General features: G+C 71.1%; 19 protein-coding genes. 6 read left to right on the forward strand and 13 right to left on the reverse strand.

Annotated features, from left to right (window positions below; translation table 11 throughout):
• Nucleotides 1-459 (forward strand): ribose-5-phosphate isomerase, encoded by a 459-nt coding sequence (locus tag ACFWNN_RS00650; RefSeq protein WP_382438388.1) that lies wholly within the window; start codon nucleotides 1-3, stop codon nucleotides 457-459.
• Here the strand turns inward: ACFWNN_RS00650 and ACFWNN_RS00655 are convergent.
• From ACFWNN_RS00655 to cmdF, 8 genes are read right to left on the reverse strand one after another with little or no spacing between them, the layout of a single operon-like run.
• Nucleotides 420-1,640, reverse strand: a complete 1,221-nt coding sequence (locus tag ACFWNN_RS00655; RefSeq protein WP_382437691.1) for an MFS transporter — start codon at nucleotides 1,638-1,640, stop codon at nucleotides 420-422. The two genes, ACFWNN_RS00650 and ACFWNN_RS00655, sit on opposite strands and share 40 nt — an antisense overlap.
• Nucleotides 1,637-2,182, reverse strand: a complete 546-nt coding sequence (locus ACFWNN_RS00660; protein ID WP_382437692.1) for an adenylyl-sulfate kinase — start codon at nucleotides 2,180-2,182, stop codon at nucleotides 1,637-1,639. Before ACFWNN_RS00660 ends, ACFWNN_RS00655 begins: the two co-directional genes overlap by 4 nt.
• Nucleotides 2,179-2,913: an NTP transferase domain-containing protein gene (locus tag ACFWNN_RS00665; RefSeq protein WP_382437693.1), complete on the reverse strand. Its 735-nt coding sequence runs from the start codon at nucleotides 2,911-2,913 to the stop codon at nucleotides 2,179-2,181. The genes ACFWNN_RS00660 and ACFWNN_RS00665 overlap by 4 nt, the downstream gene beginning before the upstream one ends.
• Nucleotides 2,914-2,918: 5 nt before the next feature.
• Nucleotides 2,919-3,518 carry a gamma-glutamyl-gamma-aminobutyrate hydrolase family protein gene (locus ACFWNN_RS00670; RefSeq protein WP_382437694.1) on the reverse strand — a complete coding sequence of 200 codons (600 nt, stop codon included), beginning with the start codon at nucleotides 3,516-3,518 and terminating at the stop codon, nucleotides 2,919-2,921.
• Nucleotides 3,515-5,854, reverse strand: a complete 2,340-nt coding sequence (locus ACFWNN_RS00675) for a PEP-utilizing enzyme (RefSeq protein ID WP_382437695.1) — start codon at nucleotides 5,852-5,854, stop codon at nucleotides 3,515-3,517. The genes ACFWNN_RS00670 and ACFWNN_RS00675 overlap by 4 nt, the downstream gene beginning before the upstream one ends.
• The gene (locus tag ACFWNN_RS00680) at nucleotides 5,851-6,636 is read right to left on the reverse strand and encodes a class I SAM-dependent methyltransferase (protein WP_382437696.1); all 786 of its coding nucleotides are present in this window, start codon (nucleotides 6,634-6,636) and stop codon (nucleotides 5,851-5,853) included. The genes ACFWNN_RS00675 and ACFWNN_RS00680 overlap by 4 nt, the downstream gene beginning before the upstream one ends.
• A 39-nt stretch (nucleotides 6,637-6,675) precedes the next feature.
• Nucleotides 6,676-7,500: a sulfotransferase domain-containing protein gene (locus ACFWNN_RS00685; protein ID WP_382437697.1), complete on the reverse strand. Its 825-nt coding sequence runs from the start codon at nucleotides 7,498-7,500 to the stop codon at nucleotides 6,676-6,678.
• 13 nt (nucleotides 7,501-7,513) lie between these two features.
• Nucleotides 7,514-9,097 carry a tyrosine 2,3-aminomutase gene (gene cmdF, locus ACFWNN_RS00690; RefSeq protein WP_382437698.1) on the reverse strand — a complete coding sequence of 528 codons (1,584 nt, stop codon included), beginning with the start codon at nucleotides 9,095-9,097 and terminating at the stop codon, nucleotides 7,514-7,516.
• 331 nt (nucleotides 9,098-9,428) lie between these two features.
• Between cmdF and ACFWNN_RS00695 the strand changes: the two genes are divergently transcribed.
• From ACFWNN_RS00695 to lnt, 5 genes are all read left to right on the forward strand, one after another.
• Nucleotides 9,429-10,010: a TetR/AcrR family transcriptional regulator gene (locus ACFWNN_RS00695; protein WP_382437699.1), complete on the forward strand. Its 582-nt coding sequence runs from the start codon at nucleotides 9,429-9,431 to the stop codon at nucleotides 10,008-10,010.
• A gap of 47 nt (nucleotides 10,011-10,057) precedes the next feature.
• A complete protein-coding gene (locus ACFWNN_RS00700; RefSeq protein WP_382437700.1) occupies nucleotides 10,058-10,828 on the forward strand; it encodes an SDR family NAD(P)-dependent oxidoreductase in 771 nt (256 codons plus the stop codon).
• A gap of 94 nt (nucleotides 10,829-10,922) precedes the next feature.
• The gene (locus ACFWNN_RS00705) at nucleotides 10,923-12,494 is read left to right on the forward strand and encodes a sigma-70 family RNA polymerase sigma factor (protein ID WP_382437701.1); all 1,572 of its coding nucleotides are present in this window, start codon (nucleotides 10,923-10,925) and stop codon (nucleotides 12,492-12,494) included.
• Nucleotides 12,495-12,593: 99 nt separating this feature from the next.
• Entirely contained in the window at nucleotides 12,594-14,000 is a 1,407-nt protein-coding gene (gene mptB / locus ACFWNN_RS00710) for a polyprenol phosphomannose-dependent alpha 1,6 mannosyltransferase MptB (RefSeq protein WP_382437702.1), read from the forward strand.
• Nucleotides 13,987-15,462 carry an apolipoprotein N-acyltransferase gene (gene lnt / locus ACFWNN_RS00715; RefSeq protein WP_382437703.1) on the forward strand — a complete coding sequence of 492 codons (1,476 nt, stop codon included), beginning with the start codon at nucleotides 13,987-13,989 and terminating at the stop codon, nucleotides 15,460-15,462. Before mptB ends, lnt begins: the two co-directional genes overlap by 14 nt.
• Here lnt and ACFWNN_RS00720 read toward each other — a convergent pair.
• The 5 genes from ACFWNN_RS00720 to ACFWNN_RS00740 form a co-directional block, all read right to left on the reverse strand.
• On the reverse strand, nucleotides 15,377-16,057 hold the full coding sequence (locus tag ACFWNN_RS00720; protein ID WP_382437704.1) for a class I SAM-dependent methyltransferase: 681 nt from the start codon (nucleotides 16,055-16,057) through the stop codon (nucleotides 15,377-15,379). The genes lnt and ACFWNN_RS00720 overlap by 86 nt on opposite strands.
• 56 nt (nucleotides 16,058-16,113) lie before the next feature.
• Nucleotides 16,114-17,016, reverse strand: a complete 903-nt coding sequence (locus tag ACFWNN_RS00725) for an ArsR/SmtB family transcription factor (protein ID WP_382437705.1) — start codon at nucleotides 17,014-17,016, stop codon at nucleotides 16,114-16,116.
• Nucleotides 17,017-17,217: 201 nt separating this feature from the next.
• Nucleotides 17,218-17,676: a peptidase inhibitor family I36 protein gene (locus ACFWNN_RS00730; protein WP_382437706.1), complete on the reverse strand. Its 459-nt coding sequence runs from the start codon at nucleotides 17,674-17,676 to the stop codon at nucleotides 17,218-17,220.
• 102 nt (nucleotides 17,677-17,778) lie between these two features.
• Nucleotides 17,779-19,209, reverse strand: a complete 1,431-nt coding sequence (locus ACFWNN_RS00735; protein WP_382437707.1) for a phenylacetate--CoA ligase family protein — start codon at nucleotides 19,207-19,209, stop codon at nucleotides 17,779-17,781.
• A 62-nt stretch (nucleotides 19,210-19,271) separates the two neighbouring features.
• Nucleotides 19,272-20,549 (reverse strand): cation:proton antiporter, encoded by a 1,278-nt coding sequence (locus ACFWNN_RS00740; protein WP_382437708.1) that lies wholly within the window; start codon nucleotides 20,547-20,549, stop codon nucleotides 19,272-19,274.
• Between the last annotated feature and the right edge of the window lie 11 nt (nucleotides 20,550-20,560).

The raw sequence follows: 20,560 nt of genomic DNA on the forward strand, positions 1-20,560 counted from the left end.
ATGCGCATCGTCGTCGGCTCGGACGACGCCGGGTTCGACTACAAGGAGTCCATCAAGGCGGACCTGGCCGCGGACGCCAGGGTCGGCGAGGTCGTCGACGTGGGGGTCGCCGCGGACGGGCACACCGCCTACCCGCACATCGCGATCGACGCCGCCCGGCTCGTCGCCGAGGGACGGGCGGACCGCGCGATCCTCATCTGCGGCACGGGACTGGGTGTCGCGATCTCGGCCAACAAGGTCGAGGGGGTGCGGGCGGTGACGGCGCACGACTCGTACTCCGTGGAGCGGTCGGTGCTGAGCAACAACGCCCAGGTCCTGTGCATGGGCCAGCGGGTGGTGGGGCTCGAGCTGGCCCGCAGGCTCGTGGGGGAGTGGCTCGGCTACACCTTCGACCCGAGCACGGGATCCGCGGAGAAGGTTCAGGTGATCGACGAGTTCGAACGGGTGAAGCGCGCCTGACCCGACTGCCGCAGCAGCACCCCCGCGACCGCGGAGACCAGCGCGAACAACAGGACGGGAAGCCGGTAGCCGCCGGCTTCCTGGCGCAGCAGGCCGAGCACGATCGCGCCGCAGGACGCGCCGATCCCGGTCCACAGGTAGATCGCCCCGGAGATCCGCTCGATGTCGAGCAGGCCGAACACCTGCGGGGCGAGCAGCAGCACCACCAGCGAGCTGTTGCCCACCGCGATGCCGAGCAACGCCGAACCGGCGAACAGCACCGGCATGGTGCCGCCGACGGCGAGCAGGACGAACCCGGCAGCCTGGAGCACACAGGTCAGCACCGCCAGGTACGTCGTGGGCCAGGACCGCAGCAGCAGTTCCGCCGCCAGCCGCCCGATCCCGGCGAACGCTGCCACGACGGCGCCGGGCAGCGCGGGGGAGCCGACGGCGGACTCCTGCCAGACGAACAGCACGTGGTAGACGCCCGCGAGCTGGGTGAGCGTGAGCAGGGTGCTGCCGACGAGCAATGCCCAGAACGCCGTGGTGCGGACCGCCGCGCGCAGCATCATGCCGTCGTGGACGGGCGGCGCGGCCTGTCCTTCCGGCAGGGCGGGCCTGCGCAGGAACACCAGGGCGTTCACCGCGACCAGCAGGGTGAACCCGAGCACCATCAGCGCGGCCGCGCCGGTCAGGCCGCCCGCGGTGAGGCCCCAGCCGACGATCGGCGCCCAGACCATCCCGCCCGCGCTCGACCCGATGAACGCGACCGACAGCACCCGGTCCCGGCTGAGCGTGCTCTTGATGACGAACGTGCTCACCACCAGAGTGCCGCACCCGGCGATCGCTATGCCCAGCAACGACATCGTCAGGTACAGCTGCCACGCCGTGCGGGTCAGCGCGAGCAGGACCACCGCCACCGCGCAGGCGAGCGCACCACCGGCGACCACCCGCCGGGCGGGCATCCGGCGGCACAGCACGACCACGACCGCCGACGCGAGCGCGTTCACCAGGCACTGCAGACTGGCTGCCGAATCGAGCTGGGTGGCAGGGATCGACCGCGCCTGGACGATCGCGTTGAGCAGCACCGGCTGGCCGTAGGAGAGGATCCCCATGCTGGTGCCGAGCAGCACGGCGGCAGCGGCGGCCAGCGTGCGGTCGTCCTTGCGCCACAACGGTTGCCGCGTGGCCGTCGCGCTCACGACCACCGGCCGGTGATGGCGTGCACGATCCGGTCGGCGGCGTGGTCCGCCGTGGTGTCCCCGAAGTTGTCGATGACCAGGTCGGCCGCGCGGGGGAACTGCGCGGGCTCGTCCACCCCGACGACGTTGCGCAGCGGCGCCTGACCCGGTCCGAGGTTGCCGTGGTCGTAGAAGGCGGTCCTGCCCGCGCGGTCCTTCAACGCCACCAGCGGCACCCGCAGCCAGACCTCCAGGTAGGAGGCGATGTTCTCCCGGTTCCAGCGCTGCACGTCGTGGAAGAGCGAGATCGTGGCGCACAGCACGAGGTGCCTCTGCTCCGCCAGTTCGCAGGCGAGCCGGGAGTAGAACGCGGCCACCTTCCGCCGTTCCGCCTCGGTGTAGCCGGGCTGGGCCGGCATGATCCGGCGCATCCGGTCACCGTCCAGCACCACCGGCCGCCGACCGGCGGACGTCAGCCTGCCGGTGACGATCGACGTCACCGTGCTCTTGCCGGCCCCGGACAGCCCGGTGATCCACACGACTCCCGCGTCCACCCCGCTCACCCGTCTTCCCGTTGCGCGTCAATGCTTTCGAGCACGGCCAGACCGGGATCCACATCGGACGGATTGTCGAACTCCCACCAGGGACCGTCGTTCGGCACGCCCGCCACCCGCACGCCCTCGGCCCGGATCAGGTGCGCGAGCAGGCCGGTCATGTCGAGCGCGGCGACTCGAGCGTTGGCGGCCCGTGCCCGCCGCAGCACTGCCCACGCGGGCGGAGTCAGCCGCAGCAGCCCCATGTACTGGCCCTGCACCTCCGCCAGGTCGCGAGGCCGGGACCCGATCTCCGTCACGAGGCCGTCGGCGATCCGGAACGTCTCGGCGTCGCTGCGCGGATCGTCGAACCGCTGCCGCCACACCGCTTCCCAGCCGGGGTCGTACGCGACGGCGAGCTCGGCCGTCGAGCCGACGAGGCGGTGGACGATCTCAGCGGAGTAGACGATGTCGCCGTAGGAGACGATCACCGGGCCAGAGCTCAACCAGTCGTCCGCCGCGGCGAGCGACTCGACCATCGTGCTGTGCTCCCAGCCGGGGTTCTCGAACGTCCGCAACCCGGTGCCGGCGAACCTGGCGCCCTGCCAGCCGGTGACGACGCCGACCTCGCCGGCCCCGCCCGCGCGCAACGCGGCCACCTGCCGGTCGAGCAACGTCCGGCCGCCCAGCTCGATCAGGCACTTGGGCCGGTCATCGGTGTGGGGCGCCATCCGGGAGCCTCGCCCGGCTGCCAGGATCACGGCCCTCACCGTCGTGCCCCCTCGAACAGGCGTCGCACCAGCAGGACGTCCTGCGGGTCGGGCGCGGGCTCGCGTTCCGGGTGCCACATGATCCCCTCGACCTCGGCGTTCCGGTGCCGGATCGCCTCGACCACGTCACCGCACCACGCCGTCGCGTCCAGTGCGGCGGGCAGCCCGTCGACCGCGAGGTCGTGGTAGCTGTTCACCACCCGCTCGCCCTTCTCGGTGGTGACGGTGTGGCGGGTGCCGATGTGCCCCGCCACCGGCCGCAGCCCGCCTCCCAGGGCGGTCGCGATCAGCTCCATCCCGCGGCACACGCCGAGTACCGGCCTGCCGTCCTGGACCGCGAGTGCCAGCAGGGTCCGTTCGGTCAGGTCGCGCTCGGGCTGGTCCCCGTCCAGGTCGCCGCCCCCGGTGAAGAGGAACCCGTCGAGGCTCAGTTCGTGCGCGGTGTGGACGGCCGCGTCGACGTCGTTGGGCAGGGGGACCGCGACGACATCGCAGGCCGTCAGGAACCCGCACCAGCGGGAGTCGAGGGTCCACCGGCGCTCACCGGTGCGGTCGTCGTCCACGCACCGCTGGGTGACCCCGATCCGCCGGCTCACGCGATCACCGTCACCAGGCCGGCGGCCGCGTCGAGGTCGAGCACGTGCGCCCGCGACCACTGGTCGAACAGCGCCGTGCCCGCGCCGATCACCGCCGGGATGCCGAGTTCCAGGGCCCGGATCGCCATGTGCGAGTTCGCGCCGCCGAACGCGGTCACCAGCCCGGCGATGCCGCGGGTGAACAGCCAGTCGTAGCCGGGATCGGCGCTCGCGACCAGCACGATGGCGCCGTCCGGGGCGTCACCGGCGTCCACGCGGGCAACGCGCGCGATCACCTTGCCCCTGGTGACGAAGTTCGGCCGGATCTGCGGCAGGGCGAAGCTCCGCACGTTCGCCGGGCCCGTCACCAGCGGCGGCAGCACCACGGTCTGGCTGACGGCGTGGGCCGCTCGCCCGCGTGCCGCGACCTCGCGCAGCACCGGCAGGTCGTCGGCCGGTCTGCCGGTCAGCGACGCCAGCGTCCGCACGTCCAGGTAGCTCATGTCGTCGACGCCGCACCCGGACCGCTCGCCGAGCCGCCGCACACCAGTGAGCACGTCCCCGAGCACCGAGGTGAAGGCCAGCTTGCCGTGCTCGCGGCCGCGGATCGCCGTGGCCAGGAAGTCCATCAACCGCTCGGCGTCGAAGCGGAGGCCCTCGCGGCGCAGGAGCGCTTCGATCCGCCGCCGCCGGCCACCGGTCAGCTCGAACGGCGCGGTGGTGACGCGGGCCGGGCGATCCCGCGCCGACCAGTCGAAGTACCGCTCGGGCGTCTCGTCGTAGCGGGGCGACAGGATGTCGTACGTGCCGGGCCGCAGGTGGCCGTACCGCTTGAGGAAGACCGCGCGGTCGAGCACCGCGAAGTCCTGCCGCATCTCGCTGGCGACCAGCCCGAGACCGCCGAGGAACCGGGCGCGGTCGGCCAGCGAGAAGACGCCCTCGCGCACCAGGTCGTCCAGGAAGTCGGTGGCGATGAACGCGGCCCTGGCCAGCGCGGCGAACGGACTGGACCCGTAGGCGGCGCACACGTCGAGCCTCGCCACCAGCGCCGGACCGCAACAGCCGACGTCGTGCCCGCCGCACTCGGCCGAGTGCACGTCGTCGGCGTCCATCACGTTCAGCAGGCGCAGGCGCGCGATGTCCTGTTCCCACAGGTCGCCGCAGACGAGCTCGTCGGTGAGCCCGCGCAGGAAGCCTGCCAGCAGCTCGCGTTCGGCGTCGCTGAAGCCGGGGCCCAGGGCTCGCAGCCGGTGCGCGGTGCGGAACGTGCCGGCCGACACGGCGAGGTGCGACTCGACCTTGTCGTGCAGGTACGGCTTCGCGACCAGCTCGTCCAGCCAGTGCCCCACCAGCCGGTCGGCGAGCTCGTCGGGCACCTCGCGCGGCACGAACGAGGTGAGGCTCGCGGCCACGTCGACGTACGGCAGCCCGGAGAACTGCACCATCAGCCGCGTGCCGGTCAGGTCCCGATAGCCGTAGCGCGTCCTGGCGGCGGCCCACACGTGGTCGGTGATGAGGTGGCGGTACAGCGAGAACGCGAACGGCCGGGGCCGCAGCCCGATCATCTCGGCGGGGTTCCAGTCCGGCATCACGCCGTAGACCGCGCGGTGGCCGAGCGCACCCGACGGCGCAGCGATGGCGGCGGACATCTGCCGGGCGGTGTCGTCGAGCGTGGCGCGATGGGTGTCCGGGGGCACGGTCCTGACCGCCGCGAGGGGCCTGACCTGGAGCAGGATCAGCTCACCCGCGCCGGACTGCGCGAACTCGATGTCCAGCCGCCGCTCGGCGCCCAGCAGGTCGTGCAGTTCGGCGAGCAGGTCCCAGACCGCGCCCACCAGGGGATCCGGCGCCTCCCGCTGCTCCGCCCACGCGACGCCGTAGGAGATGTGCAGCTCCGCGCGCCCGCCCGCGGTCACCGCATCGGTCCGGTCGGTCCCGCTCCAGTTGACGACCCGGTAGGGCGCACCGCTGTTGGGATCGCAGGAGAACGCCACGCCGCTCGCCCGGACGTGCTCGAGCAGCGGCTGGATCAGCACCTGGTCGCCGGGTTCCGCCCGGTCGTACGAGGCGAACACCTCGGTCACGGCGGGCCCGACCTCGGCCCCGGTCCTGGCGGGCACCGACAGGAACCGGCCCGCGTGCGAGCCGGTCGCGGTGTCCTCGACGACCGCGCTGCTGCGCACCATCACCGGTCCCGCCGCCCAGTCGCACCGCCGCAGGTCCGCGAGCAGACGATCCGGCGCGTCCTGCCACTCCTCCAGGCTGAAGTGCGTCAACGGCAGGATGCGCGCGGTGGTCAGGAACGGCCGCAGCCGGTGCAACGTCTCCGCCTTGGTCCCGAGCCGGACCGGGGTCACCCCTCGCCGTCCCCGGCGAGCCTCGCCACCCACGCCCTGGTGGTGTAGGGGACGTCGATCCAGTCCCCGGCCTCGGCGCGCACGAACGCGCGGATCTCGTCCAGCAGCGCCGCGAAGCCGTCGCCCGCCTGGTGTCCGAGCGTCGAGTGCGAGGCCCAGGCGTCGCACCAGGGTTCGCTCGGCAACCGGAAGACCTCGGTGCCGGACAGCGCGACCGCCGTCTCGAACAGACCGCTCGCCGCGATGACCTCGGTCTGGTCCGCGCGCCGGGTCCCGTGGCGGTAGCCGGGCACGCGGTCGCGGATCAGCTCCTCGATCCGCGCCTGCAGGGGATCGTCGAGCACCCGGTGGTTCCACAGGCACGCGAAGTACCCGCCGCCACGCAGGATCCGGGCCGTCTCCGCGAGGGCTTGGGGACGGTCGGTCACGTTGAACGAGGAACCGAACGTCACCAGCGCGTAGGCGCCGGACGCCCGCCCGGATGACTCGCCCGTGCCGTCGTACCAGCGCACGTGCTGATGTCCGTGCGTGCGCGTCTCGCCGAGCGCGCGCATCGCGGGTGTCGGTTCCACGGCATCGACGGAGAAACCGCGTCGCAGCAACGGTTCCGTGAGGTGCCCGGAACCGGCTCCGACGTCGCAGACCGGGTCGCCCGGGCGAACCTCGGCCACCCGCACGAGAGCGTCCACGACAGCCGGGACGTACTCGGCCCGGTGCTGGTAGGTGGCTGCGAAAGGGGAGTAGTCGGACGACGGGCGGAGATCGGTGAGCTCGTTGACCATGTGGCTCTCCTTTTTGGCTGGGTACTCCGGTTCTGGAGATCAACCGATCCGGTAGCCGAACCGCGCCGCCGTCTCGACCAGGTGCGGCGCCCGGAACCGGTCCGACAGCTCGTCGTCGCCGAACCACTCCCGCCACTCGTCGACCTGACCGCGCCGCATGATCATGGGAGCGTCCTCACCGGCGACCTGCTCCTCGCGGGCACGCATCCGCGTGAAGCTGCTGCGCTCCACGGCCCGTTCGACCGCGGCCCGCTCGGTGTCCAGGCCGAGCGCCCGCATCAGTTCCGTCACCGCTTCGGCAGGCCGGGTCTTGAGGTCCTCGAAGCGGACGACGGCCGAGCGAGGAGCGAAGTGGGCCGCCTCGAGCCAGGCCCGGTGGAAGCCGACCCAGCCGTCGACGGTGATCGGCGGTTCGCCGACCTCTCCCTTGCCGTCGAGGAACTCCAGGAAGCTCACCTCGCCGATGTCGAGGTAGGAGAGCAGCGTCGGCGCGAACCCCTGGAAGAACCGGTACGACGAGTGCAGCGCGTCCCGGGGATCCCGCACGAGCAGCACGACGGTGTCCGGTGTGGTGTCGGCGAAGTGCTCCGGGGGAAGGTGGTTCTTGAAGAACCTCCGGCCGCCCGCCGGACCGGTCGGGGCGCCGGTGGTCCGGCTGCGGTAGTGGCGGGTCTTCTCGTCGGCGGGCTCGTGCGGCAGCCCGTCCGGCCCGATCTCGTCGACGTGCGGATCGACGAACGTGTGCCCGAGCTCGCGCAGGACGTTGCCCAGCAACGCGGCGCCCGAAGCCGGGTAGGCCGCGACCAGGACGTCCTCGGCGACGACCAGCCGGGCGTTGCGCAGATGCCGTTCGCGCATGGTCATGTCGTCGCCCCGGTCAGACGTCGGCGGGCACGTCGAGCGCGGGCAGCAGCGCGTCGGCCTCGTCGCTCAGCACGACGTCCCTGACCGCGGTGAGGAAGTCCGCCGCCACGCCCTCGTCGTCGCGGTAGCCGGGCACCCTGGAGGCGAGCAGGTCCAGCAGCCCGCGCACGCCGGGGCTGAACCGCTCGGCGCCGGTGATCGTGGCGGCCTGGTGGCAGGCGGCGGCGAGGACCGAGACGATGACGTTCACGTTGTCGATCAGGCGCAGCGATTTCCTGGCCGCGATCAGGCCCATGCTCACCACGTCCTGGTTCTGGCCGTTGGACGGGATCGACTTGACCGACGCGGGCGCCGCGAGGTCCAGGTTCTCCGAGGCGATGCTGGTGGCCAGGTACTGCGAGCCCTGCAGACCGGAGTACAGGCCCTCGTCGCCGAGCGCGAGGAACGCGGGGAAGGCCTTGTTGAGGTGGGGGTCGAGGATCCGGTTGAGCTGCCGCTCGGCCAGCACCCCGATCTCGGTGAGCGCGATGTTCAGGAAGTCGGACGCCATCGCGAGGTACTGGCCGTGGAAGTGGCCGCCGTGGAACACGGTCTCCGGGCTGTCGAAGATCAACGGGTTGTCGTTGCAGGAGTTCAGCTCCTCCTCGACGAGCCGCCGGCAGTAGGCCATGGTGTCGAGCACCGGCCCGAGGATCTGCGGCACGCACCGCAGCGTGTAGGCGTTCTGCAGGTAGTCGTCGACCGCGACGACGTCCTCGCCGTCGGCCTTCGCGCTGACCAGGGCCATGATCTCGGCGTGCTCGCGGGTCAGTCCGCCGCCTTCGAGCAACCGCGTGATCACGGCCGCGACCTCGCTCTGCCCGCGGTGGTTCTTCAACGCGTGCCCGCGCTCGGCGAACGCGCCGGTGGACCCGCCCATCACCTGGATGAACGCCGCCGACGCCCACAGCGCGAGGCGCAGCAGCCGCCGGCCTCTGACCAGGGCCAGCGCCGCGACCCCGGTCATCGCCGAGGTGCCGTTGATCAGCGCCAGCCCGGACTTGTACCCCATCCGGACCGGCGCCAGCCCTTCCTCGGCGAGCACCTCGGCCGAGTCGCGCACGACCCCGTCCTTGCGCACGCGGCCCGCGGCGATGAGCGGCAACGCGAGGTGCGCGAGCGGAGCCAGGTCGCCGCTCGCCCCGAGCGACCCCTGCTGCGGGACCAGCGGATGCACGCCCCGGTTCAGCAACTCGCCCATCAGGCGCAGCGCGTCCGGTTCGATCCCCGAGTAGCCCTTGATCAGGCAGTTGAGGCGGGCGACCTGCATGGCGCGCACCGCCTCGTCGGCGAAGAGCTCGCCACCGCCGGCCGCGTGCGTGCGCAGCAGGTTCTCCTGCAGCTCCGTCTCGAAGCGCGGCGGGACGTTCATGTAGACCATCTCGCCGAAGCCGGTGTTCACGCCGTAGATGGGCTGCCCGGCGGCTCCCCACTTCTGGACGCGCTCGCGGGCCAGCTCGACCTCGGTCATCTGGTCCTCGTCGAGTTCCACGAGGGCCTCGCGCCGCGCCACCACGGCGACGTCGTCGACGGTCAGGCCCTCGCCTCGAATGAGCACAGGAATCTCCTCGCGGGTCTCGCGGAAGTCAGGTGGTGATCACGCGGCGCAATTCGGCGGACGAACTCCGGGTGCCGTGCGAATTCGCGTTCGCCCTGGTCAGGTCGGTCGATTTCGAATGACGCTAGCAGGGGACAGGTCGGTGGGGCCGCAGTTCTGGCCGTCGTTGAGTGTTTTTGATAAGCCCCGTTGCGGAGGCCCGTCATCCTTGCTACTGATTTCAGAAGGGCGTGCGCGAACAACGACGCGGTGAATGTCGATTCCGGATCCGAACAATGACGGCGGTGTCCGAGGCTTGGACTGAGCGGTCCAGAAAACGTATCGTGGGGGAGTGAAGCTCACCGCGAAGGGGCACGCCACCCGGCAACGCATCATCGAGGGCGCGGCGGCGCACCTGCGCAGCGACGACGCGGGTGGCGTGACCCTGGACGACATCAGGGCGATCACCGGCACCAGCAAGGGGCAGATCTTCCACTACTTCCCGGATGGCAAGGAGGAGCTGTTCCTCGCCGTCGCCCGGTTCGAGGCGGACCGGGTGCTCGCCGACCAGCGTCCGCACCTCGGCGCACTGACGTCGTGGACCGCCTGGGAACGCTGGCGGGACGCCGTCGTCGCACGGTACCGGGCACAGGGCCGCAGCTGCCCGCTGGGCGTGTTGATGAACGAGCTGGGCGGTACACCGGGTGCCCACGAGGTGATCGGCACGCTGCTCTCCCGGTGGCAGGCCGAGCTGCGGCAGGGCGTGCTCGACATGCAGGCCGCGGGTCTCGTGCGGGCCGGGGTGGACGCCGACCGGATGGCGGCGGCCCTGATCGCGGGCATCCAGGGCGGCGTGCAGGTGCTCCGGTCGACGGGCAGCGCCACGCACCTGGAGGCCGTGCTCGACCTGCTCATCGACCACCTCCGGGGCTAGCAACTCTGGACTTGCGGGTCCAAAAATGCGCTCCTAACTTCGAACGCATGGCACAACGACTGCAGGGCAGGACGGCCCTCATCACCGGTTCCACCAGCAACATCGGGCGCGCGATCGCCCTCGCGTTCGGCAGGGAGGGTGCGCACGTCGTCGTCTCCGGTCGTGACGAGACGCGTGGCGCGGAGGTCGTCGCGCAGATCCGCGCCGACGGCGGCAAGGCCGACTTCGCCCGTGCCGACCTGGACGGGTCGCCGAAGGCGAGCCGCGCACTGGCGGAGGAGGCGAAGGCACTGCTCGGCGGCAGGGTCGACGTCCTCGTGAACAACGCAGGCATCTACCCGGCGCCGAGCACGCTCGACACCGACGAGGCCACGTTCGACCGCATCTACGACCTCAACGTGAAGGCCCCGTTCTTCCTCACGCAGGCCCTGGCGCCCGGGATGATCGACGCGGGCGCCGGCGTCATCGTCAACCTGGGCTCGTGGATCACCCGCCTCGGCGTCTTCCGCGGCTCCGTCTACAGCTCGACCAAGGGCGCGATGGAGACGCTGACCCGCGCCTGGGCGTCGGAGTTCGGCTCGCAGGGCATCCGGGTCAACGCCATCTCGCCGGGCGTCATCGCCTCGGACGAGTGGGACGAGGACACCCGCGGCGTGTCGAACACGATGATGCGCGGCACCCCGGCCGGTGCGGCGGGCCGCCCGGACGCGATCGCGCAGGCGGCCGTCTACCTGGCCTCGGACGACGCCGAGTTCGTGCACGGCATCGTGCTGGACGTCGACGGCGGACGGACCGGAGTGGCGGTCGTCGCTGTGTGACCTGGGTCACCTATCCCCCCGGTTTCTGTGACCTGAGGTGAGACTCGCCGGTCTCCCATGGCGTAGAGGAACTCGGTCGGCGAAGGGTGCGGAAGTGACGGGTCGGGAGTGGCTGGGGCAGGTGGACGCGGAGCAGGTGGAGGCCGCGCGGACCGGTGATCGGACGGCGCTCGACGCCGTGGTCGCGGGGTGCCTGCCGCTGGTCTACAACGTCGCCGGTCGGGCGCTGCACGCCGACGCCGAAGTCGACGACGTGGTGCAGGAGACGATGGTCCGCGTGATCCGCGGCATCGACGCGCTGCGGGAGCCGGACCGGTTCCGGTCCTGGCTGGTGGCCGTCACGATCAACCAGGTCCGCGAGCACTACCGCCGCCGCGACCTCGCCCCCGCACCGCTGGAGGAGTACGACCGGGCCGACCCCGGCGCCGAGTTCGTGGAGACCGCGTTGTCCCGGTTGCACTTCGCCCAGCAACGCCGCGAGGTCGACGAGGCCGCGCGGTGGCTCGACCCGGCCGACCGCGAGCTGCTGGCGCTGTGGACGCTCGAACGCGTCGGGCAGCTCACCAGGGCCGAGGTCACCGACGCGCTCGACCTCGGGGCGCACGCCGTGACCGTGCGGGTCAGCAGGCTCAAGGGCCGGCTGGAGACGATCCGGCACCTCGTGCGCGCCCTGTCGATGGAACCGCGCTGCGCGGGCCTCGACCGGGCGGCGCAGGGCTGGAACGGCGAGCCCAACCCGTTGTGGCGCAAGCGACTCCTGCGGCACGTGGACGACTGCGGGCGGTGCGGCCGCGGCGTGGACGACGCGATGCCGGTCGAACGCATCCTCACCGGCGCGGCGCTGCTCGTCGTCCCGGCCGCCTACCTGCCGCGGCTGCTGGAGAACCTCAGCGACGTGACGCCCGAGCTCGTGGCACACGCCGTCGAGGCCCCGACGCACCTGGCCGAACCGGTGGGCGTGTTCGCGAAGATCGCCGGAAAGCCCGTGCTGGCCGTGGCGAGCGCGGCCGCGGTGTGCGCGCTCGTCGGTGTGGTCGGCACGATCGTGCTGTTCCCGTCCGACCCACCGGCGGCGGTCGCCGTGCCGAACACGCCGCCGCCAACGACCTCGGTCACGTCGACAGAGCTGTCGAGCGCGGTCCCCACCTCGTCGTCGGCCCCCACCACGTCGTCGACGACCACCACTACTACTACGACAACGACCACGACGACTCAGGCACCGCAGCAGGTGAAGGTCGCGACGGCCGAGGAACGCGTCCTGGCGTTGATCAACGACACCCGCGCCGCGGCCGGGCTGCCCGCGCTGACGGTCGACCCGGCGCTGGTCACGGCCGCCGACCGGCACACCAGGGCGATGATGAGCAACGACTGCGGGCTGTCGCACCAGTGCCCCGGCGAGAGCGGCCTCGGCGAGCGCAGCAGCGCGGCCGGGGTGAAGTGGAGCTCCGTCGCGGAGAACGTCGGCATGGGCGGTCCGGTCAAGGACAACGTCGAGGCGATCTCCAAGATGGCGCTCGGCCTCACCCAGGGCATGATCGACGAGAAGCCGCCGAACGACGGCCACCGCAAGAACATCCTCAGCAAGTCGTCCACGCGCATCGGCATCGTGGTGATCCGCGACGCGAAGGGCACCGTGTGGATGACGCACGACTTCGCCGGAAGTTGAGTCGAGACGCGCGTTTAAAAAAGATCATCCTGAAGTAGTACGCGGGACGCGACCGCAGCCGGACGCGTGACGATCCGTCCGGAAAGCACTGTCTTCCTCGTGCAGACCGTCACCTACCGTCCCACGACCACTGACGCCCCGGAGCTGTTGCGCTGGACGGGTTTCGGCGGTGCGCTCCTGCTCACCGCCGGTGCCTGGGCCGTCAGCGCGAGACTGGGCGCGGTGGCGCTGGGCGTGGCGATCGCGGGTGCCGGGCTGGTCGTGCTGACGTGGGCGCTGCTCGGCCGCACCCGGCCGGACGCGTCGTGGCTGCGGCGCACGCTGGCGTGGTGGTGCGGCCCGCTGCTGGTCGCGCCGCCGTTGTTCAGCCAGGACGTCTTCAGCTACCTGGCCCAGGGCGAGGTGGCGGCGAACGGCCTGGACCCGAACGTGGTCAGCCCGGCGGTGGGCGCGAGCGCGGAGGCGGTGGCACGGGTCGGCGTGTACTGGCGGGAGACGCCGTCGCCGTACGGGCCGCTGTTCAGCACGGTCGAACGGGCGATCACCGGGGTGACCGGCGGCGACCCCGTGGCGGGCATCGGGTTGTACCGGCTCGCGGCCGTGGCCGGGCTGCTGCTCATCGTGTGGGCGGTACCGCGGCTCGCCGAGATGGCCGGAGTGCGGGAGAGCGCGGCGTTGTGGCTGGGCGTGATGAACCCGTTGGTGCTGTGGCATCTAATCGGCGGTGTCCACAACGACGCGCTGATGCTCGGCCTCATGCTGTCGGGCACGGTCGTGGCGTTGCACGCGTTGCCGGAACTTCGCTGGTGGCAGTACACGGCCGGAGTCGTCCTCATCGGACTGGGCGCGCAGGTCAAGCTCCCGGCGCTGGTGGCGCTCGCGGTCGTCGGCACGGCGCTGGCCCGCAGGCTGGGCGGGGGATGGGTCCGGCTGGTCGCCTCCGGGCTCGCGATGGCCGCGGGGTTCGTGGTGGTGTCGGTCGTGACGTCGCTGGCCGGGCAGACCGGTTTCGGCTGGGTGCAGGCCCTCGGCACGCCGTCGAAGGTGAACAGCTGGATGGCGCCGACGAACTGGCCCGGCTATCTGGCGGGTGCGGTGTTCGGCCCGCAGACCGGTCAGGCGATGATTTCCTCGGCACGGATCGCGGGGCTCGTGCTGATCCTGGGCGCGGTGGTGGTGCTGGTCGGCCGCCAGCTGCGCGGACGGATCTCCGAGGTGACGTCGCTGGGGTTGATGATGAGCGTGATCGTGGCGCTGGGGCCGGTGGTGCAGCCCTGGTACCTGCTGTGGGCGCTGGTGCCGCTCGCCGCCTGCCTGCCCGAGGGCGCGTGGCGGAATCGCGCCGCCGTGCTGGCCGGGGTGTTCGCGCTGCTGGTGCCGCCGCTCGCGGGCAACTTCGCCGGTCGCGTGCCGGAGCTCGTGGCCGCCTACGTCGTCGGGATCGCCCTGGTCGGCGGCGCGTACCTGGTCCTGCGCCGGGCGCGGGTGTCCGTTGCGCAGGCTTGACCTCGCGCGCTACGGCGCGGCTCTGGTTTCCGGCGGTGCGTTGGCCCTGAGCTTCCCGCCGCGCGTGCTGTGGTGGCTCGCCGTGCCGGCGTTCGTGGTGCTGTGGCTAGTGTTGCGCGGCACCGGTGCACGTCGGTCGGCCGGTCTCGGGTTCGCGTTCGGGCTGGCGTTCTTCCTGCCGCACCTGTGGTGGATCCAGCACTTTCTCGGCAACGACTTCGGGCCGTGGCCGTGGCTGGTGCTCAGCGCTTTGATGGCGTTGTTCATCTGCGGGGTGTGCGCGCTCTTCCCGTTGGTCTCCACGCTTCCCGCCGCACCTGTGTGGGCGACGTTGTTGTTCGTGTTGCAGGAGACCCTGCGCGGGCTGATCCCGTTCAACGGCTTCCCCTGGGGCCGGGTGGCGTTCGGCCAGGTGGACGGCCCGTTCGGGCGGCTGGCCGTGCTCGGCGGCGCGCCTCTGGTGACGTTCGCGGTGGTGTTCACCGGGTTCGGCCTGGCCGCCTGGTTGCCGCGGTGGACCCGTGCGTGGGCCCTCGTGCCGGTCGTCGCCGCTCTGGCCGTGACGCCGTTGATCTCCGTGGAGGCCCAGACCGGTTCGAGGACCGTCGCCGTCGTGCAGGGCAACGCGCCGGACCTGGGCCTCGGCCTGCTCTCCGAGAGCGCCACCCTGCGCGCCAACCACCTGCGCAAGACCGCCGAGCTGACCGCGTTGGTCCGCGGCGGAGCGCTGCCCAAGCCCGATCTGGTGGTGTGGCCGGAGAGCGCGACCCGGACCCGCGACCGCGACCCGGTGATCGACGGCGCCATCGCCGACCTGGGCGTGCCCACGCTCGTCAGCGCGCTGCGCAACGGCGAGAACTCGGTGATCGTCTGGGACCCGAAGACCGGTCCCGGTCAGTCGTACGCGAAGCAGGAGCTCGTGCCGTTCGCCGAGCACATCCCGCTGCGCCCGCTGGCGCGGATCTTCACCCCGTTCGCCGACCAGCCCGACCTGGTCGCCGGCGACCAACCCGGCGTGCTGGACGTCGCCGGAACGCGGGTGGGCGTCGGCATCTGCTACGAGGTCGCCTACGACTACGTGCTGCGCGAGAGCACGGTCTCCGGTGCGCAGGTGCTGGTGGTGCCGACGAACAACGCCTGGTACGGGCGCGGTGAGATGACCTACCAGCAGCTCGCGATGGCCCGGTTGCGCGCCATCGAGCACGGGCGCGCGGTCGTCGTGGCGGCGATCAGCGGCGTGAGCGCCGTGGTGCGGCCGGACGGCAGCGTGGTGAAGTCGACCGGCATGTTCACCGAGGACCTGATGACGGACTCGGTGCCGTTGCGCACGGACCTGACGTTCGCGACCCGGTTCGGCGGCGCGCTGCACGTGCTGCTCACGGCCGGGGCACTGGGGGCCTGTGTGGTGGCTTCGTGGACGCGACGGCGAGCACGACGGGAGTCGGCGTCCCGCCTTCCGTGAACCGGCCGAGGACCAGCCCGGCGTCGAGGAACGCGTCGATCAGCGCCGGCAACGGCCAGTGCGCGGCGCCGACCTTGTCCCGCAGGCCCTGATCGGACCACGACTCGCGGGTCCAGTGGCCGTCGGCGTAGCCGGGGCGGATCACGACCGCCTCGGCGTCCGAGCGGTCGGCGAACCCGCCGCAGAAGCACGGGTGCACACCGACGTGCACGTACGTGCCGCCCGGTTCCAGCACCCGCGCGACCTCGCGCAGCACGTCGGGGTACGCGGGCATGTCGGTGTGCGCGAGCACCGACACCACGGCCGGAACGCTGTTGTCCCGCACCGGCAACCGGCCCGCGTCGGCCCGCACGACCGGGAGCCTGCCCCGCGCGTGCCGCAGCATGCCCGCCGACAGGTCGGCGCCGACCGGCGTCCACCCCAGCTCCCGCAGGAGCGCGGCGTGGACGCCGGTGCCGCACCCGATCTCCAGGCACACCCCGGCACCCTCGCCGAGCAGCTCAGTCAGGGCGCGGCTCACCCCGAGCGGATCTCCCCGTTGCGTGCCGAGGAACCGGTGCTCGTACCAGTCGGCGATCTCGTCGTAGGCGGCCACACCTCCAGTTCAGCGGGGCTTCCCCTGGCGCGCCAGGGATTCCGCGTGCGGCGAACTCAGTTCTTGCCGAGCAGCGCCGACCCCAGCAGCGTGCGCTGGTGCAGCACGGACAGCCCCTGCCGTTCGGTCGTGAGCAGGCCCGCCTCCCGCAGCACCGACGTGTGCCTGCTGACCGCGGACGGGGACGCGCCGAGGCGTGCCGCCAGCTCGGTCGTGGTGGCGCCGGTGCCGATGGCGGCGAGCACCGCCGACCTCGTGCTGCCGAGCAACGCCGAGAGCGCGTGCTCGTCGCGCCGGCCGCTGGAGAGCTGCCGTTGCCAGGTCCAGTCGTGGTGCAGCGGGTAGACGATGGTCGGGGGCAGGCCCGGATCGGCGAACGCGACGGGGGTGCGGCGGCAGAAGTACGACGGCACCAGCCGCAGGCCGCGCCCGTTGAGGTGCAGCTCGCGGTCGTGCGCGTACTGGACCTCCAGCACCGGCGGCCGCCAGTTCATCAACGGCCACATGCCCTTCAGCAGGCCCTCCACAGTGGACGCGAGCCCGTTGCGGTGCACCCGGTCCGTCTCGACGGCCTCGTCGATCAGGTCCGTGTACGGCTCGACGACCGCGCGGTGGTAGCGGGCGAGCGCCTCGGTGAGACCCAGGAGCGACTCACCGTCACCCGCTGCCAGCGGACGTGTCCACGACGGTGTGGGACGCACCTCCTCCAGCCGCCCGAACTCCTCGCGCAACCGCTGCCGCGGGGTCGACCGGATCGCGGCGAGCGCGCTCCCCAGGCCGTTCGCCCCCTCGGGCGGCGTGATGAAGTCAGGGAAGTACGGCCCTTTCGGGGCCAGCACGGACAGCATCCGGACGCCCGACGTGATCACCTGCCGGTCGCCGTTGCGGCGGATGTCGCGCAGCCACGGCTGCAACAACAACCCGCTGTCCAGTTCGGTCAGCCGAAGCCAGCTGAACACCATTTCCCAGAGTGGATCCACCCTTTCCGCTACCTGCGTACGCTCCAGATCACCTTCGGAAAAATGGATGCGCAACACAGCAACCTCCCCAGGCCAGGTCACCGCGCATAACGATACTGGGCGTGTCACTCCGCCATTTATCGCAACGAAAACCGGACGCGAGACCTGGGTCTCCGCGTCCGGTTCACGTTGTTTTCAGGCTCAGCCGCAGCTGGTGCTCACCCACTGGTGCGAGCGGACCTGGTAGGTGCCCGCGAGGTCACCCTTCTGGCCCTGCTTCGTGCAGCCGATCGAGTTGTTGTAGCCGGTGTTGCGGTAGAACCTGACGCCCTTGGCGGAGGACGTGCCGCGGTTGTAGACCGACTTGACCTCCTTGGTCGTGGCCCAGGAGCACTTGATGGCGCCGGCGGTCCAGTCCGAGTCGGCCACGTCCCACATGCACCGGCCACCCGTGCCGCCGAAGCCGTTCCAGAAGCAGACGTTGCCGGTGTTGCAGTCCCAGGCGGCGAGCGCCTGACCGGTCTCCGAGTCGAACGCCGCGCCCACGACGGCGGCCTCGGCGGCCGGTGCCTCCGCCTGCGCGCTCGGCGCCGCGACGGCCACGGTGAACAGCATGGCGAGTGGCATCAACGCCATCAGAACACGCCTGAAAATGCTCAAAGCACTTCCTTCCCAACCACATCCCTGAATTCGGTCAGGCGCAACTTTAAGCAGCGGGAGGAAGTTCCGAAAAGCTATTGCTCTGTGGCGCAAAAGCACATTTCAGGCTCGTCGCGTGTACCTGTGTTTCACGCCGACCGGGAAGTGGTCCGGATCGCCGTGCGGCCGCAGCACCACCTCGGGCAGCTGCCGTTCGGCGGGCACGTAGTGAGCGAACTCGCTGTTGAGCCTCAGCAGCTGGGACCTGACCGCCTCGGCGATCACACCCGCGTCCGGCTCGGCGCCCGGCGCGGCTTCCACGGTGATCCTCAGCCGCCGGTCCCGATCTTCGTCCTCGACGGATTCGATCACGAACTTCCCGGTGACCGTCTCGCTGATTCCCGGTTGTTCCAATCCGACCGTCACGTTCTCCGGATAGACGTTCGCGCCGAAGAACGACACCGTGAACAACGATCGCCCGAACAGGAACACGAACGGCAGCTCCGGCCCCGGCAGCGGCGTGAACCCGTTGCGGGAGCAGATCTCCAGCATCTCGGCGTGGCCGAAGATCCCGCCCTCGTCGGCGATGCGGTACCGGACGAGCGGGATCCCGCCGTCCGCCGTGAACACGAGCGTCCCGTCGTGCACCTCGAAGAACCTGCTGCCGGGGTCGTACTGCACCAGCGTCGGCAACCGCGAGTCCCCGAACACCTCCCGCGCCTCGTCCGGGTGGTCCGCGAAGAACTGCCGGATGCTCACCGACTGCGCCGTCTCGTTCCCCAGCACCCCGGAGTCCGCTGTGCCGTAAAGGGAAGCGACGTCGGTCCGGGGGTTCTCGATGCCGGCCCGCCGCGACACCAGGTCCCGCCACTGCTCGCTGAACACCTCACCGGCCAGCACCAGCTTGATCCGGTACGCCGCCCAGTCCGTGCCGCTGTCGATGACGTCCTTGACGAACGGCGGGTACCCCAGCAGCACCACCTGCTCGAAGTGCGGCGCCAACTCCGGCAGCACGCGCAGGATCTCGGCCTTGTTGTTGCCCGGCGCCACCACCGTGATCGGACACCCCTTGGCCGCGAGATGCCGGACGCACGCCTGCGTGAACAACCCGCCCACCCACGTGCCGAGCGGGAAGCACACCACGGCCAGCGTCTTCCTGGTGCCGGCGTGGAACCCGTCGACCAGCACCTGCTCGAACCTTCTGGCCGTGTGCAGCTCGTCCTCCAGCGCCCGCGGCCAGATCGTCGGCCTGCCGCTGGAACCCGACGACACGGCGATCATGTCCGACTGCGTCAGTTCGCCGTCGCGACAGAGTTCGGGGAGCGGGTACTGCTCGTGGTAGTTCGCCTTGTCGAGCAGCGGCAGCCGTTGGAAGTCCGCGTCTGTTCGGATGTCCTGGGGATCGATGTCGTTGGCCCGCAAGAGCTTCGCGTACGCCGGCACGGTGCTCGCGGTGCGCCGGAAGAGGTCCAGCACCCAGTTCGGGTTCGGTTCGGCGGGCTGGAAGAAGTCGTCGAACGCCTGGTGCACGCGCGTCTGCCGGCTGGTGTCCATCAGCCGAGCCTAGCCATCCGGCAGCACGCGTGTGACCACTCGCCCTGTAGCTTCAGTGCGGACTAAGAAGAAACCTTCTCCGGAGCGCGGACGTCCGCGGCCGCCTCCAGATGATCAGGCAGAGAGGCCCGGTAGATCGGCATCGCCGCGGCGGTGGTGACGATCGCGACGGCGACCAGGATCGCGAACATCTCCGGCGTGACCAGCTCGTAGGCCAGCCCGATGTTGATGAAGATGAGGATCATCAACCCGCGGGCGTTCATCAGGCCGCCCACCGCCGAGGCGTACCGCCACGAGTAGCCCTGGGCGCGGACCACGAGCCCGCAGCCGAGGTACTTGCCGGCGAACGCGGCCAGCATGATCACCGCGAGCGGGACCCACAGCGCGCCACCGGAACCGAAGCCGGAGATCTGGGTGTTGAGGCCGCTGAACGCGAAGAACACCGGCAGCAGCAGGATGGAGTTGAGGTCGGTCAGCTTGGTCTCGAGCTCGTGCCGCACCACGGCGGACTTCGGCATCGCGAGTCCGGTGATGAACCCGCCGAAGACCGAGAAGACGCCGATCCAGTCGGTGAACCAGCCGGCCACCAGCACGATCAGCAGGATGATCGCCATCATGTCGCGGCTGAGCTTGCCGTCGCGTTCGGCGCGTTCCCCGAGCTTGGCGAGCCACTTGCGGCCGAGGGTGAGCATGAGGACCGCGAAGATCGCCGCGCCGATGATGGTGCGCAGGGCGCCGGTCGCGCTGCCGGAGGCGCCGACGGCGATGATCAGCGCGAGGAACGCCCACGCCACCGCGTCGTCGATCGCGGCGGCGACCAGGGTGAGGCCGCCGATCGGGGTGTTGGCGATGCCGCGTTCCTGCAGGATCCGCGCGAGCATGGGGAACGCGGTGATCGACAGGGCGCCGCCGACGAACAGCATGAACACCCAGAGGCTGGATCCCTCGGGGCTGAGGGTGTCGAAGAACAGCACGGCGGCGCCGGCGCCGAGCAGGAACGTGGGCACGATGCCGGAGACGGCGAGCACGCCTGCCTTGCGGGCGTTGGGTCCGGTGGTGAGGCCGTGGTCCAAAGAGGACCCGACGAGGAACATGTAGAAGGTGAGTCCGATCGTGCTGAGCACGTAGAGGGTGCTCTTGACGTCGGCGGGGAACAGCTGGGCCTGGACGCTGGGGGCGACGGCGCCGAGCAGTGCGGGTCCCAGCAGGACGCCGGCGACCATCTCGCCGACGACCCTGGGCTGTCGCACGAGCATGGCGAGGCGCCCGCACACCGTGGTGGCGACGAGCACGACGGCCAGCGCGGCGAAGACCTGCAACGCGAAGTGGATCTGGTTCACCGGGATCTCCT

It is taken from the genome of Lentzea sp. NPDC058450 (assembly GCF_042721395.1).
GTDB lineage: Bacteria > Actinomycetota > Actinomycetes > Mycobacteriales > Pseudonocardiaceae > Lentzea.

What these genes read in the sequence shown, in the direction of transcription:
- ACFWNN_RS00650 (WP_382438388.1), top strand. Translation starts at nt 1, where the DNA reads ATGCGCATCGTCGTCGGCTCGGACGACGCCGGGTTCGACTACAAGGAG.
- ACFWNN_RS00680 (WP_382437696.1), bottom strand. Translation starts at nt 6,636, where the DNA reads ATGGTCAACGAGCTCACCGATCTCCGCCCGTCGTCCGACTACTCCCCT.
- ACFWNN_RS00685 (WP_382437697.1), bottom strand. Translation starts at nt 7,500, where the DNA reads ATGACCATGCGCGAACGGCATCTGCGCAACGCCCGGCTGGTCGTCGCC.
- ACFWNN_RS00700 (WP_382437700.1), top strand. Translation starts at nt 10,058, where the DNA reads ATGGCACAACGACTGCAGGGCAGGACGGCCCTCATCACCGGTTCCACC.
- ACFWNN_RS00735 (WP_382437707.1), bottom strand. Translation starts at nt 19,209, where the DNA reads ATGGACACCAGCCGGCAGACGCGCGTGCACCAGGCGTTCGACGACTTC.